19 protein-coding genes are annotated in these 13,475 nt (G+C 59.2%); 14 read left to right on the top strand and 5 right to left on the bottom strand.

All coding sequences use genetic code 11. The annotated features are described in order from the left end of the window. Nucleotides 1–197: 197 nt before the first annotated feature. The 9 genes from DNK59_RS31700 to recX all read left to right on the top strand — a co-directional run bounded on the left by DNK59_RS31700 (nt 198) and on the right by recX (nt 5,478). On the top strand, nt 198–887 hold the full coding sequence (locus tag DNK59_RS31700; RefSeq protein WP_158288758.1) for a hypothetical protein: 690 nt from the start codon (nt 198–200) through the stop codon (nt 885–887). Between the two features lie 12 nt (nt 888–899). Then, complete coding sequence (locus tag DNK59_RS21300) at nt 900–1,328, top strand: phage tail assembly chaperone (RefSeq protein ID WP_256596532.1); 429 nt, start codon at nt 900–902, stop codon at nt 1,326–1,328. Nucleotides 1,329–1,375: 47 nt separating this feature from the next. Further along, nucleotides 1,376–1,939, top strand: coding sequence for a glycoside hydrolase family 19 protein (locus DNK59_RS21305; protein ID WP_110724512.1), 564 nt, complete (start codon nt 1,376–1,378; stop codon nt 1,937–1,939). A 156-nt stretch (nt 1,940–2,095) separates the two neighbouring features. Further along, the gene (locus DNK59_RS21310) at nt 2,096–2,602 is read left to right on the top strand and encodes a hypothetical protein (protein ID WP_110724513.1); all 507 of its coding nucleotides are present in this window, start codon (nt 2,096–2,098) and stop codon (nt 2,600–2,602) included. Between the two features lie 70 nt (nt 2,603–2,672). Then, on the top strand, nt 2,673–2,861 hold the full coding sequence (locus DNK59_RS21315; RefSeq protein WP_110724576.1) for a Com family DNA-binding transcriptional regulator: 189 nt from the start codon (nt 2,673–2,675) through the stop codon (nt 2,859–2,861). Between the two features lie 5 nt (nt 2,862–2,866). Continuing rightward, nucleotides 2,867–3,199 carry a hypothetical protein gene (locus DNK59_RS21320; protein WP_110724514.1) on the top strand — a complete coding sequence of 111 codons (333 nt, stop codon included), beginning with the start codon at nt 2,867–2,869 and terminating at the stop codon, nt 3,197–3,199. 166 nt (nt 3,200–3,365) lie between these two features. Continuing rightward, nucleotides 3,366–3,866 carry a CinA family protein gene (locus DNK59_RS21325; RefSeq protein ID WP_092320153.1) on the top strand — a complete coding sequence of 167 codons (501 nt, stop codon included), beginning with the start codon at nt 3,366–3,368 and terminating at the stop codon, nt 3,864–3,866. Nucleotides 3,867–3,949: 83 nt separating this feature from the next. Further along, complete coding sequence (gene recA, locus DNK59_RS21330) at nt 3,950–5,002, top strand: recombinase RecA (protein WP_092320155.1); 1,053 nt, start codon at nt 3,950–3,952, stop codon at nt 5,000–5,002. 8 nt (nt 5,003–5,010) lie between these two features. Then, complete coding sequence (gene recX / locus DNK59_RS21335; protein ID WP_110724515.1) at nt 5,011–5,478, top strand: recombination regulator RecX; 468 nt, start codon at nt 5,011–5,013, stop codon at nt 5,476–5,478. Between the two features lie 29 nt (nt 5,479–5,507). Here the strand turns inward: recX and DNK59_RS21340 are convergent, their stop codons facing one another. Continuing rightward, complete coding sequence (locus DNK59_RS21340; protein WP_110724516.1) at nt 5,508–6,626, bottom strand: TIGR00730 family Rossman fold protein; 1,119 nt, start codon at nt 6,624–6,626, stop codon at nt 5,508–5,510. A 440-nt stretch (nt 6,627–7,066) separates the two neighbouring features. On the opposite strand from DNK59_RS21340, the gene DNK59_RS21345 reads away from it, so the two are divergent. Next, nucleotides 7,067–7,261, top strand: a complete 195-nt coding sequence (locus DNK59_RS21345) for a hypothetical protein (RefSeq protein WP_060837813.1) — start codon at nt 7,067–7,069, stop codon at nt 7,259–7,261. Here DNK59_RS21345 and DNK59_RS21350 read toward each other — a convergent pair whose 3' ends face one another. Next, nucleotides 7,262–7,687: a quorum-sensing-regulated virulence factor family protein gene (locus tag DNK59_RS21350; protein ID WP_110724517.1), complete on the bottom strand. Its 426-nt coding sequence runs from the start codon at nt 7,685–7,687 to the stop codon at nt 7,262–7,264. A 191-nt stretch (nt 7,688–7,878) separates the two neighbouring features. Between DNK59_RS21350 and DNK59_RS21355 the strand changes: the two genes are divergently transcribed. After that, entirely contained in the window at nt 7,879–8,589 is a 711-nt protein-coding gene (locus DNK59_RS21355; RefSeq protein ID WP_092320165.1) for a tRNA-uridine aminocarboxypropyltransferase, read from the top strand. On the opposite strand, the gene DNK59_RS21360 is transcribed toward DNK59_RS21355, so the two are convergent. Continuing rightward, nucleotides 8,573–9,481: a DMT family transporter gene (locus DNK59_RS21360; protein WP_110724518.1), complete on the bottom strand. Its 909-nt coding sequence runs from the start codon at nt 9,479–9,481 to the stop codon at nt 8,573–8,575. The genes DNK59_RS21355 and DNK59_RS21360 overlap by 17 nt on opposite strands. A 238-nt stretch (nt 9,482–9,719) precedes the next feature. On the opposite strand from DNK59_RS21360, the gene erdR reads away from it, so the two are divergent. Further along, nucleotides 9,720–10,370 (top strand): response regulator transcription factor ErdR, encoded by a 651-nt coding sequence (erdR, locus tag DNK59_RS21365; protein ID WP_092320169.1) that lies wholly within the window; start codon nt 9,720–9,722, stop codon nt 10,368–10,370. A 69-nt stretch (nt 10,371–10,439) separates the two neighbouring features. Further along, on the top strand, nt 10,440–10,808 hold the full coding sequence (locus tag DNK59_RS21370; RefSeq protein ID WP_177431284.1) for a diacylglycerol kinase: 369 nt from the start codon (nt 10,440–10,442) through the stop codon (nt 10,806–10,808). Here the strand turns inward: DNK59_RS21370 and DNK59_RS21375 are convergent. Continuing rightward, nucleotides 10,805–11,731: a LysR family transcriptional regulator gene (locus DNK59_RS21375; RefSeq protein WP_016966063.1), complete on the bottom strand. Its 927-nt coding sequence runs from the start codon at nt 11,729–11,731 to the stop codon at nt 10,805–10,807. The genes DNK59_RS21370 and DNK59_RS21375 overlap by 4 nt on opposite strands. A gap of 119 nt (nt 11,732–11,850) precedes the next feature. Between DNK59_RS21375 and fpr the strand changes: the two genes are divergently transcribed. Then, on the top strand, nt 11,851–12,630 hold the full coding sequence (gene fpr / locus DNK59_RS21380) for a ferredoxin-NADP reductase (protein ID WP_016966062.1): 780 nt from the start codon (nt 11,851–11,853) through the stop codon (nt 12,628–12,630). Nucleotides 12,631–12,752: 122 nt separating this feature from the next. Here the strand turns inward: fpr and tsaA are convergent, their stop codons facing one another. After that, on the bottom strand, nt 12,753–13,448 hold the full coding sequence (gene tsaA / locus DNK59_RS21385; RefSeq protein WP_110724519.1) for a tRNA (N6-threonylcarbamoyladenosine(37)-N6)-methyltransferase TrmO: 696 nt from the start codon (nt 13,446–13,448) through the stop codon (nt 12,753–12,755). Nucleotides 13,449–13,475 lie beyond the last annotated feature (27 nt).

A 13,475-nucleotide genomic window follows, 5' to 3' on the forward strand; every position in this document is an offset into this window, starting at 1 on the left:
GGGTATTCATGGAGGGGGTGGCAGCTGGGACGCGCAGAGCGCCGCGCCGTGTTGGGGGGGTTGCGGGGGGAGCGCCCACCCCCGCGGGGGGGGGGGGGGGGGGCACTTTCTGTTGGCGGGGGGGGGGGGGGGGTTTTTGGGGGGGTGGGGATCTGGGGGGGGGGGTGGATACGGGGCGAACGCTTGGCAGTGGCCAGATGGATGCGTTGCAGAACATCACCGGTACCATGACGGTGTATACGGCGTTTGGGCCTTTAAACTCAGCAACAGGGGCGTTTACTTTAGAGGACGGCGGGGGGCAGGGTGAAAGCGTTGCCTACGCATCAACACGGCCCCGCTTTACATTTGATGCTTCTCGAGTAGCTCGTACAGCTGATGAGACCCGCCCTCGCAACCTGGCGGTTATGTGGTGCATCAAGGCCTGGAACGCGCCGACCAATCAGGGAAATATCGATGTTGCTGCACTGGTTCCTTTGGCTGCTCAAGCCACTGAAACCAATCGAGGTACAGCATTGATAGCCAGTCAAACTGACATAAACGTTGGAAGCAGTGCCTCGAAAATCGTGACGCCGAGACAACTACGTCTTGGTTTCTCTATTAGCCTTGCTGCAAATGGCTATGTGGCTCTTCCTTCTTGGTTAGGAGGTGTAATTATCCAATGGGGCAATACTCTTCCCTTGAGTGCTGCAGCGCAAACAACTTCTTATCCGCTTGCATTTCCCAATGCATGTTTTGTTGTCATCTCTAATGTCGCCTCTGCCATTGCGATGAATGAGTATGGGTTGACGGTTACCGCAAAAACTCAATCCTCCTTTACAGCATTCTGTAAGGTTTTTAATGGCGTATCGGCGAATCAGCCTGCGAACTATATTGCGATCGGTTTCTGATAGGGGGTGTAAGTGAAACGTTTTTATAGTCCAAGTACCGGGACAACTTATTTGGTTGGAATGCACTCGGTACTACCAGCAGATGTAGTTGAAGTGTCGGAAGATTTGTATCTGTCGGTGATCGGTAATCCAGAACCTGGAAAAATTCGAGTTCATGACGATAGCGGGTTGCCTTATTTGGTAGATGCTCCTGAGCCAAGCATTGACCTCCCTTCACAAGAACGGAGTTGGCGTGATGCTCAGCTATCTGCAGTCATGTGGCTTCGTGAGCGGCATCGCGACCAAGTCGAAAACGGTGTGGTTGCAACTCTCAATAATGATGAATTTAAGGAGTTGATTAGCTATATCCAATTGCTGCGCGACTGGCCGCAGTCTCCCAACTTTCCCGATAGTCAATATCGCCCGGTTGCACCGCTGCGGATCACTGAACAAACCCAATAGACACCCCTTTTCACTGGGATGGTTTCTTTTCTGATTGAAGATTGTGTATGCCAATCACCGAACTACAACTGCAACAAATCATGCCTAACGCCCGCCGCCAAGCGGGCGTTTTTGTTTCTCCACTCAACACCGCCATGGCTCATCGGCAGATCGATACGCCGAAGCGTCAGGCGGCCTTTCTGGCCCAGATCGGTCACGAATCCGGGCAACTGCAATACGTGCGCGAGCTGGGCAGTGATCAATACCTGAGCAAGTACGACACCGGCACGCTCGCGGCACGCCTGGGCAATACCCCAGAAGTCGATGGCGACGGCCAGCGGTATCGCGGGCGCGGGCTGATCCAGATCACCGGGCGCAGCAACTATCGCCAGTGCAGCCTCGGGCTGTTTGGCGATGAGCGCCTGCTGGAGCTGCCGGAGCTGCTGGAGCAGCCGCAATGGGCCGCTGAGTCGGCGGCCTGGTTCTGGGAGCGCGGCGGGCTCAATGCCCTGGCCGATCGCGATGAGTTCAACAGCATCACCCGCCGCATCAATGGCGGTTTGAACGGGCTGCAGGATCGTCTGCAACTCTGGGCCAGGGCGCGGGCGGTGTTGTGCCTGCCCGTGGTCTGAGTTCATGCAGAGGCGGGCAGCTTTTTTAGCCGCTGCCGTCGGCTGCGATTGGACCTGGAGGGAAGGTCCTGCGGACCTTTTCGCAGCCTGCGGCAGCGGCTACAGGGATTTTTGCAGGTCGCTTGATGCATTTCATATCGGTCAAGGGAGGGCGTGATGAATATCCGCAGTTGGCTGGCCATCGCGGTCGTGGCTGGGTTGCTCTATGCACTTGGCTTCGTCAGCGGTGCCGGTAGCGAACGCAGTAAGCAGCAGCGCCTGGACGAGGCTCGACTGCAACAATCCTTCGAGCAGGGCCAGGCGTTGGGTCGGGTCAAGGAGAAGGTGGTGGTCGAGTACGTCGATCGCGTCGTCAAGGTCTATCAGGCGGGCGCCACTATCACCAAGGAGGTTCCGATCCATGTTTCGAAAGCAGCTGATAACGCCTGTGTTGTGCCTGGTGGTTTTGTCCGGGTGCACGACGCCGGCGCCGCCAACCTGCCCGTGGCCGCAGGCCCCGGCGTCGCTGATGACGCCGCCTCGGGCCTTGCACTCTCTACCGTCGCCGTCAGCGTCGTCGACAACTACAGCCAATGCCATGCCAACGCCGAGCAATTGAGGGCGTTGCAGCAGTGGGTACGGGAGTCTCAGGCGCTGATGCAAGGTGCTCCGGCGATGCACTGACGGCGTTGAGACATTTATGAAACGGATCGCTGCGGCGGTGTGGGGCAGTTGAAATCAAATGGACTTGTCGATGTTAAAAGAATGCAGATGCGGTCATTGCAAACGACTTCTCGCCCGGGTGGGTGAGTTTACCGAGCTGCAGATCAAATGTTCCCGCTGCGGAACCTTGAATCACGTGAAGGCCTCGAGCCTTGGGCAATCGCCTTTGAGCGACATGAAAACGGCACTTTCCGTGACCGCTACTTCCATGCAAAGGTGAAAAATATGAACGCAGTAACCATGGGCAAACATTTCATTACCGTATTCCCAAAAGGCGTTGTGGAGATCGTTTCGGCGGCCCAAAACACCGGTGGCCTGATCATCCAGACGGGGTTGATCAAGACCTCCACCGGTGTCGTCGATCTGTATGTGGGACCGACCGGGTCTTCCATCGCCAATGCGGCCATCATCTTCTCGGGTAACGGCTCTAGTATCTCCGGCAGTGACTCCGAGATTGTCATGCCTTACCCGATCCGTATTCCCGCAGGCCAGGCATTGTGGGCATATGCATCCACTCCGGGTGGTGCAATCGCGTTGACTTGGGATTTGCTGGCCTGAGCTGTGTATCCAGCTTCGCGATCTTGCGCGAGCGCTTTCCTGTTGTTTGGGGCTTCCTGGTCTGAAGCCGTGTTCCAGAGCCGTTGGTTTTCCTGACGGCTTGTCACTTGCAAGCCGTCTTTGCTGGTGTACGGTAAGCACACGCCAGCCCCATCAGGAGAGGATTGTGAAAGAAATTACCCAGCTTGCCGCTGAACTCGGCCGGCGTCTGCAGGTTCTGAATGCTCATGTCACCACGGCGGAGTCCTGCACCGGTGGTGGGATTGCCGAGGCAATCACGCGGATCCCGGGCAGCTCGGCCTGGTTCGAGGCCGGTTATGTCACCTATTCCAATCGTCAGAAAACCCTGCAATTGAATGTGCCGGCCGATTTGTTCAATTCGGTCGGTGCGGTCAGTCGCGAGGTTGTCGAAGCCATGGTCCGCGGGGCGCAGGCCAAGAGTCATGCGCGTTTCGCCGTGGCGGTCAGTGGTATCGCCGGGCCGGATGGCGGTTCCGCGCAAAAGCCGGTGGGTACCGTGTGGCTGGCCTGGGGCGCGGGAGAGACACTGACTGCCGAGTGCCGGCACTTCCCCGGGAATCGCGATGAGGTCCGCCGACAAACGGTGAAGGCCGCGCTAGAGGGGCTGCTGCAACACGCCGCAGCAGAAATCGCAAATCAGGGGTAGGCGATCCTTGAGCGCTGTGGAATAATACTGGCTACTTATACAGGTGTTGGCCGTCAGGCCTTATTGATTACGTGAGGACTTTAATGGACGACAACAAGAAGAAAGCCTTGGCTGCGGCCCTGGGTCAGATCGAACGTCAATTCGGCAAGGGTGCCGTAATGCGTATGGGCGATCATGACCGTCAGGCGATCCCGGCCATTTCCACCGGCTCTCTGGGCCTGGACATCGCTCTGGGCATTGGCGGTCTGCCAAAAGGCCGTATCGTTGAAATCTACGGTCCTGAATCGTCCGGTAAAACCACCTTGACCCTGTCGGTCATCGCCCAGGCGCAGAAAGCCGGTGCCACTTGTGCCTTCGTCGACGCCGAGCACGCGCTGGATCCGGAATACGCTGGCAAGCTGGGTGTGAATGTCGACGATCTGCTGGTTTCCCAGCCGGATACCGGCGAGCAGGCCCTGGAAATCACCGACATGCTGGTGCGCTCCAACGCGGTTGACGTGATCATCGTCGACTCCGTAGCGGCCCTGGTGCCCAAGGCTGAAATCGAAGGCGAAATGGGCGACATGCACGTGGGCCTGCAAGCCCGCCTGATGTCCCAGGCGCTGCGTAAAATCACCGGTAACATCAAGAACGCCAACTGCCTGGTGATCTTCATCAACCAGATCCGCATGAAGATTGGCGTGATGTTCGGCAGTCCGGAAACCACCACCGGTGGTAACGCCCTGAAGTTCTACGCTTCGGTTCGCCTGGACATCCGTCGTACCGGCGCGGTGAAGGAAGGCGACGAGGTGGTCGGTAGCGAAACCCGAGTCAAGATCGTCAAGAACAAGGTGGCTCCGCCGTTCCGTCAGGCCGAGTTCCAGATTCTTTACGGCAAGGGCATCTACCTCAACGGCGAGATCATCGACCTGGGCGTACTGCACGGTTTCCTGGAAAAATCTGGCGCCTGGTACAGCTACCAGGGCAACAAGATCGGTCAGGGCAAGGCCAACTCGGCCAAGTTCCTGCAGGACAACCCGGAAATCGGCAACGCGCTGGAAAAACAAATCCGCGATAAGTTGCTGACCGGTTCGCCAGACGTCAAAGCCAATCCGGTCAAAGAGACCGAAGATGATATGGCCGACGCTGATATCTGATTGATCCAATGATCGCCGTACTCGATACCCTCGTCGCGGTGCGGCGAACTGCAATGGACCTGCTCGCGCGACGCGAGCACGGTCGAGTCGAGCTGACGCGTAAACTGCGTCAGCGCGGCGCCCCTCCTGAAATGATCGAAGCAGCCCTGGATCGTTTGACGGAAGAGGGATTGCTGTCCGAATCCCGTTATCTCGAAAGCTTTGTTTCCTACCGTGCCCGCTCAGGTTACGGGCCAATGCGTATTCGCGAAGAACTCAGCCAGCGCGGCTTGCAGCGAGGTGATATCGATCTTGCACTGCGTGAGTGCGGTATCGACTGGCAAGAGCAGTTGCGAGAGGTCTGGCAGCGCAAGTTTGCCGGGCAGTTTCCTGCGGATGCCCGGGAGCGGGCTAAGCAAGGGCGCTTTCTGAGTTATCGCGGCTACTCCATGGACATGATCGGCCGCCTGTTGAGCGGCCGAGGGCTGGATGACTGAGGCGGTACCCGCTGCGTGATGCCAGCGGATCAGTTGGCGTTGCTGGTTTCTCTCACGCTTTGGTGAGCCTTGGGGGGCTGTCTGGCCCAGTTCTGCGGCAGGTTGATGAAGTCGATCAGTTCCCGCAGGCGGCCATTGTCGCGAGCGTTGAAAGTGAACGACAGTCGTATCAAATGGCTGAATTGCGCTTCATCGTGCTCCTCTCCACGGTAGGCATGTTGCTGAAACCGGCCACTGAGGCACAGGTCGGAGAACTCCGCCTGCATCTGTGCCAGCGCCTGTTCATCGAGATAGTGGTGCATGCGAATGACGAACTCTTGCTTCAGCCAGCGGCTGGAGTGGAAGTTGGCGTAGAAATGCTGGATTTCTTTGACGGCGTCTTCGGTGCTATGCACCAGACGCACCAGCTTCAGGTCACTGGGCAGGATGTAGCGATTGGCTTCCAGCTGGTTGCGGATGAAGTCCAGGGCGCCCTGCCAGAATTGCCCGCCAGGTACGTCCAATAGCACCACTGGCACCAGGGGGCTTTTGCCGGTCTGGATCAGGGTCAGGACTTCCAGTGCTTCATCCAGGGTGCCGAATCCACCGGGGCAGAGCACCAGGGCATCCGCTTCCTTGACGAAGAACAGCTTGCGAGTGAAGAAGAAGTGGAATGACAGCAGGTTCTCCGTGCCGCCGACAGTCGGGTTGGCATGTTGTTCGAAGGGCAGGGTGATGTTGAATCCCAGGCTGTGCTCCAGGCCCGCGCCGTCATGGGCCGCAGCCATGATGCCGCCTCCGGCACCGGTGATGACCATCAGGTCCGAGCGTGCCAGGGCTGCGCCCAGCTCCTTGGCCATGGCATACAGCGGGTGCTCGCTGGGGGTTCGCGCCGAGCCGAACACTGTCACCTTGCGTCGGCCCTTGAACTGTTCCAGGACTCTGAAGGCATGTTCCAGTTCACGCAGGGCTTGCAGAGTGATCTTGGCGTTCCAGCGATTGAGGTCGTCCTCGGCCATGCGCAGGACAGTGAGAACCATATCGTGATAAAGAGGGATATTCGGGCTGTTGGGGGCAATCTGGTTGAGTTGCGCTTCGACCTGGCTCGTGAGGTCGGCGCCCTTGCTCTGAAAATGACGGGTTAACAGGTCATTCGATTGGTAAGGCATTCAGCTTCTCCTTCTGCACAGAACCTTGTGCACGTTCGAGGTATTCGAATGTGCCACGACACTGCCTGTGTCGCTGCTTGCTCAGCCCAGCGTGCGAGCAATTCTCCTGAGCCGATTGCGCTGACCGTCGCTGGGCGGCAATCGAGGTATCCACAGAGGTTCTGCTTTCCTTTATTGAGAAAACAATTGCACTGCAAGACGCACCAGGGCGGTCTCCTGAACCGTCCTCAAACCGTTGATGGGAACCTTCGGACATGACCTGATCATGTGCCCATAAAGTCTTGGCTGGCAATCGCTTCTTGATGAACTGAGCGGCTTCTACACCATTGGTCGGGCGCGGCGGCAGGGGGCTGTAGCCCTGATTTACTAAGTTACAGCGCTGGGTCCGGGAAGGGACCGCAGGCGTTCATTCGTGCCAGCCATGGGCAAGGAGGCAAGGGATGACCACTGTTGTGCTGGAAATCGATCCGCAGTTGTACCAGCTGTTGCAAGCCGCTGCGGCGGCCCATGATTTGAGCCTTGAGGAAGAGTGCCGGCGGCGCCTGGCAGGGGAGGAGCCGCACTCGCGATATCTGCAAGCCCTGGTGGCGGAGTTGCGCGCCGAGGATCTGCAGAGACGCGCGGCCCGCTCTTGATTACTTCTTCTTGGGGGGGTTCTGCGAGGGGCAGTCCGATTCCTGGAAGCGTGCCGAGGCTACCGGGCGATTGGTGCGGTTCTCGGTAAATTCGTAGCGCATGATTGCGCCTTTGGCCATCAGCTTGCGGTAGTTGGGGTTGCGGCAGACGCTGGCACCCAGTTGTAGGTAGACCGCCTTGGGATTGGCGCGCATCTGGGTGGCGTGGCCGGACTGGACGCTGAGGTGGTTGATCAGCTCTTTGCCTTCAACGGTATACCCCTGATCGAGGATGTTTTCGTTGATTTCCCGGGGAGTGCCGACGTTGCTTTCCGCAGCGACCTTCTCCAGCATTTTGCTCAGTTCGAACTCTTGCAAAGACGCAGCCTGAACGCCCAGAGGCAAGGCGAGCAGAAGGGCGACGGTAGGGATGGTAAAGCGCAACATGAAACTCTCCTGGTGCAATGACTGAAGCTTCGACCAGTCACTCGACTGTGCGTTCAGTGGCGACGAATTATAGGGGGAGAGCCAGGAAGGCGGTACAGGTTTGAACAGATAGCTCTGATAAACTTGTCCGACTTTTTCCTGCCTTGAGTTTTTTACGTGTTGATTCCTGCCCTTTGCCGGCGTGGCCTGCGATGAGCCACGCGGTATCCCGCCTACGTGATCTGCGTATGGCTCGTGTGGTCAAACCCTTTTTTGCCCGAGGCTCGCGAGCCGAGCGTTGCCCGCGCTGCCGGGTGATTCCCAGTCATTGCCTGTGCGCCTGGCGGCCAAAGGTCAGCGCCGAGTCGGCCATGTGCCTGGTGATGCACGATGTGGAGCCGCTCAAGCCGAGCAATACCGGGTGGTTGATCGCCGATGTGATTGCCGACACCTGGGCGTTCCACTGGTCCCGTACCGAGGTCGATCCACAGTTGCTGGCCTTGCTGGCTGATCCGCAGTGGCAGCCCTACATCGTGTTCCCTGGAGAGTTCGTGGCCCCCGAGCGGGTGGTCAGTGAGGTCCGGTTGCAAGCAGGTAAGCGCCCGCTGTTCATTCTGCTGGACGCCACCTGGAGCGAAGCACGCAAGATGTTCCGCAAGAGCCCGTATCTTGAGCACTTGCCGGTCCTGAGCCTGTCGTCCGAGAAGCTTTCGCGCTACAAACTGCGCCGCTCCAAGCGCGACGACCACTTCTGTACCGCCGAGGTGGCCGCGTTATGCCTGGAGCTGGCGGGGGACGAGCAGGTCAGCCAGGTGCTTGATGCTTACCTTGATGTGTTCAGCACCCATTACCTGTCGGCGAAGTTCCAGAAGGCCATCGATCCCGAGGATGAAGTGCACTCCCGGCTCAAGCCTTTTGTGTAGCGGCAGCGCTTGCCTGGGGTTTCTGTGGCCATAGCTGGGCTACCAGCATGCCGCCGAGCATCAGGGCGCAGCCGAAATAGCCGCGCATCTGCAGCGATTCATCCAGCAGCCAGGCTCCGGCGATGGCGGCGAACACGGCTTCGAGGGAGAGGATGATCGCGGCGTGGGAGGCTATCGCATCCTTTTGAGCGATCACCTGCAAGGTGTAGCCGACACCGACGGCAATCACCCCGCCATAAACAATGGCTGGACCGGCTTCGACGATTGCGCTCCAGCGAATCGGCTCCAGACATAGCGCCAGGATCAGGCTCACCACCGAGCAGGTGGCAAATTGCAGAAAGGCCAGGCGAATCGGGTCATGGCGGCTGGCGAATACCCCCACCAGAATCACATGCCCGCCCCAGACAAAGGCGCCGATCAGTTGCAGCCAGTCGCCAGAGGCCACCTGAAAGCCGTCGCTGACGCTCAGCAGGAACATCCCTACCACGGCCAGCACCGCGCCGATCCAGGTGCCAAGGCCGGTCTTGTGGCCAATCAGCAATCCCAGCAGCGGCACTACAATGACGTAAAGCCCGGTGATGAACCCAGCATTGGTGACACTGGTAAATAACAGCCCGACCTGCTGCAGATTGATCCCCAGGGCAAGGGCCAGTCCCATGAGCATGCCGCCCATCAGCAGGCCGCGATTGAGCAGCGGTTCGGCAGGGCGATCGGCCGCCGCCCTGCGCAGGACCAGCGGTAGCAGGCAGAGTGAACCCAGGGCGAAGCGCAGTCCGGAATAAAGGAAGGGACCGATATGATTCATGCCGGAGGTTTGGGCAACGAACGCCGATCCCCAGATGACAGCGGTGATCAGCATCAGGACATCGGCACGCAAGGCTTGGCTTCGCATGATGGCTCTCTTATTAGTTAGCCGGCAAAGATGCCGCAAAGCTTCACGCTTGACCACCCCGGCTGCGCTGGGCATGCTTGGCGCCGATTAGGGCGCCAGCGCTGTTTGAACCACCGTTTTGCTCAGGCTTTTCGCGGTGTTCGTGCTCTTTGGGTGTCGCACTCTGGCGAGCACTCGTGTTGCCTGGATGAGGGCTGAATGCATCAGTCCTGCCATGAAAAACAGGATCATTTGAAAAATGGCCACATACGAAATCCTGATTGCCGATGACCACCCGCTGTTTCGCAGTGCGCTGCATCAAGCCGTCACCCTGGGCCTGGGGCCTGATGTGCGTCTGGTGGAAGTGGCGAGCATCGCCGAACTGGAAACCCGCCTGACCGAAAAAGCCGACTGGGACCTGGTCCTGCTGGATCTGAACATGCCCGGCGCCTACGGCTTTTCCGGCCTGGTGCTGCTGCGCGGGCAATACCCGCAGATTCCGGTGGTGATGGTGTCGGCCCAGGAAGAAGCCTCCGTCATGGTCCGTTCCCGCGAGTTCGGGGCCAGCGGTTTCATTCCCAAGTCCAGTTCCCTGGAAGTCATTCAACAGGCGGTGCGCAGTGTGCTGGACGGTGATGTCTGGTGGCCGCCCCAGGCGTTTGAAGAAGTCAGTGTCTCGGCAGAAGCCAAGGCCGCCAGCGAAGGCCTGGCCAGTCTGACGCCCCAGCAGTTCCGGGTCTTGACCATGGTCTGCGAAGGTTTGCTGAACAAACAGATCGCCTACGAACTGGGTGTCTCGGAAGCCACGATCAAGGCCCACGTGACGGCGATCTTCCGCAAGCTCGGGGTTCGTACCCGCACCCAGGCGGCCTTGCTTTTGCAACAACTTGAGTCAATTTCCAGCCATTAACCGGCGGCTGGTTCACGCTTTTTTGACTTTGGTTGAACTAGCTTCCCCACTCCTTTTTCTTCAGTTGCCCTGCTTATGTCGCCTTTCAAAGGTCAAACCGGTCTTAAACGCATCCTTAACGCCGCCGGCTATTCGTTCGATGGCTTGCGCGCCGCCTTCACCGGCGAGGCAGCCTTTCGTCAACTGGTGCTGCTCAACGTGATCCTGATTCCCTTGAGCTTCCTGCTCCATGTCAGCCGGGTCGAGCGCGCGCTGCTGATTGCCGTGTGCCTGCTGGCGCTGATCGTCGAGTTGCTCAATTCGGCGGTGGAAGCGGCGATCGATCGAATCTCTCTGGATCGCCACCCACTGTCCAAGAACGCCAAGGACATGGGCAGCGCGGCACAGTTTGTCGCCCTGAGCATGATCACTATCGTCTGGGCAGTGATCCTGATCTAAGGAATGCTCGGCAGGACGATCTCGTCGCTGCGCTGTACCCCGGCGGTAAAGGCACGGCACAGTTCGAGAAATTCGCGCATGGCCGAGGTCTGGTACTTCTGCTTGTGCCAGATGAAGTAGAACTGCCGGGCCAGATCCAGGCCCGGCGTTTCCACCGGCACCAGGCTGCCGCGGCGAAAGGCATCGCGCAGCGCCAGGCGGGAGATGCAGCCAATTCCCAATCCCGACTCCACCGCACGCTTGATGGCTTCGGTGTGCTCCAGTTCCAGGCGGATATTCAGCGCGCTGCGGTGGTGACGCATGGCCTGGTCGAAGGTCAGGCGGGTTCCTGAGCCCTGTTCGCGGAGAATCCAGGCTTCGTGGGTCAACTCCTCCATGCTGGCGTGACCGCGTTTGGCCAGTGGATGCTGGGGCGCGCAGAACACTACCAGCTCATCCTCGACCCAAGTCTGCACCTCGATATCCGGGTGGCTGCAGTCGCCTTCGATTAGACCCAGATCAATTTCGTAGTGAGCCACCTGTTGCACGATATGCGCAGTGTTCTGCACATGGAGCTTCACCTGGCTCTCCGGGTGTACCTGCATGAAGCTGCCGATCAGCAGGGTGGCCAGGTAGTTGCCAATGGTCAGGGTCGCGCCCACCGACAGCGAGCCGAAGCCGGACTTGCCGTTGAGCAGGTCCTCGATTTCCTTGGCCTGGTCCAGCAGCGCCACCGCTTGTGGCAAAAGCTGTTTGCCCAGGGCGTTGAGGCTCAGGCGCTTGCCGGCACGGTCGAACAGCTGGCAACTGGATTGGCGCTCAAGCTCGGTGATCGAGGTACTGGCGGCCGATTGCGATAGGGAGAGCAGCCCCGCAGCACGAGAAACACTCTCTTGCTGGGCGACGGCGACGAAGACTTGCAGTTGACGGAGAGTAAATCGCATATCGATATAACCGATAACCCTTATCTTAATAATCCAGTTAACAGATATTGTCGCCGCCATTAGAATGCTGTGCAATTGCGCTCATGGTCAGCGCAGGCAATTTCTAGGAGCCCCCATACATGAGCAACATGAACCACGAGCGTGTCCTCAGTGTTCATCACTGGAATGACACTCTGTTCAGCTTCAAGTGCACCCGCGACCCGGGTCTGCGCTTCGAGAACGGTCAGTTCGTGATGATCGGCCTGCAACAGCCCAATGGCCGTCCGCTTATGCGTGCCTACTCCATTGCCAGCCCGAACTGGGAAGAACATCTCGAATTCTTCAGCATCAAGGTTCCGGACGGTCCGCTGACTTCCCAGCTGCAGCACCTGAAGGAAGGCGACGAGATCATCATCAGCAAGAAGCCCACCGGCACCCTGGTGCTGGATGACTTGAAGCCGGGCAAGCACCTGTACCTGCTCAGCACCGGCACCGGCCTGGCGCCGTTCATGAGCGTGATCCAGGATCCGGAAACCTACGAGCGTTTCGAAAAAGTGATCCTGTGCCACGGCGTACGCTACGTCAACGAAGTCGCCTACCGCGAGTTCATCACCGAGCACCTGCCGCAGAACGAGTTCTTCGGTGAAGCGCTGCGTGAGAAGTTGATCTACTACCCCACCGTGACCCGCGAGCCGTTCGAGAACGAAGGCCGTCTCACCGACCTGATGCGCAGCGGCAAGCTGTTCCGCGACATCGGCCTGCCACCGATCAACCCGCAGGACGACCGCGCCATGCTGTGCGGCAGCCCGAGCATGCTGGAAGAAACCAGCGAAGTGCTCAACAGCTTCGGCCTGACCGTTTCGCCGCGCATGCGCGAACCGGGCGACTACCTGATCGAACGCGCCTTCGTCGAAAAGTAGCAGCGAGCTTGCTCGCGAAGCCTGTCCAGTCAGCCTGTTCATGCTGACTGGGCACCTGCTCCCAGACACAGAAAAGCCCGCGTTGCCTTCCCAGGCAACGCGGGCTTTTTCGTTTCCGGGGTTCAGCTCGCCGGGACCACTTCCAGCACCCGGATCAGCCCCGGCTCGGGGTAATGCCAGCGCACGTCCAGGTCCCAGAACTGCGCGCCGTATTCCCGCTCGGCAGTGGGCACCTGATAGGCCGGACGCGGATCCTGGGCCAGGCATTGCTCGATCAACTCCACCAGAGGCTCCTGGAGGCGCTGAGCGTGGATCTGAGCCTGTTGCAGGGCGTTATCCTGCCACTGCACCGGAATAATCTGTGGCGCGGCGCTGGCGATGTCATTGCTCGCCGTAGAAATGATATCGGCGTAAGGCACATAGGGCTTGATATCGAGGATCGGCGTGCCGTCCAGCAGGTCAATGCCGGAGATCCACAGGCGGTTGGCCTCGACCTTGTCCAGCTTGACCACCGACTGGCCGATACCGTTGGGCCTGTGGGTGGCGCGGGTGGCAAAGACCCCCATGGACTTGTTGCCCCCCAGACGCGGCGGGCGCACCTTGAGCCGCGGCTTGTCCTCCAGGGCCTGGTGAAACAGGAACAGCAGCCAGACATGGCTGACCTGCTCCAGCCCTTGCACCGCATCACCCTGATCAAAGGGCGCCACCAGTTCCAGTACGCCGCGAGCGGCCGGCGCCAGTTGCGGCTGGCGCGGGATGGCGAACTTCTCCTTGAAACAGGAGCGCACGAAGCCGATGGGGGAAACGCTGTAGGTCATTTGGCAAGCCTCAAGCCTTGAGCTACA

It is taken from the genome of Pseudomonas sp. TKO26 (assembly GCF_003225665.1).
Classification (GTDB): domain Bacteria; phylum Pseudomonadota; class Gammaproteobacteria; order Pseudomonadales; family Pseudomonadaceae; genus Aquipseudomonas; species Aquipseudomonas saponiphila.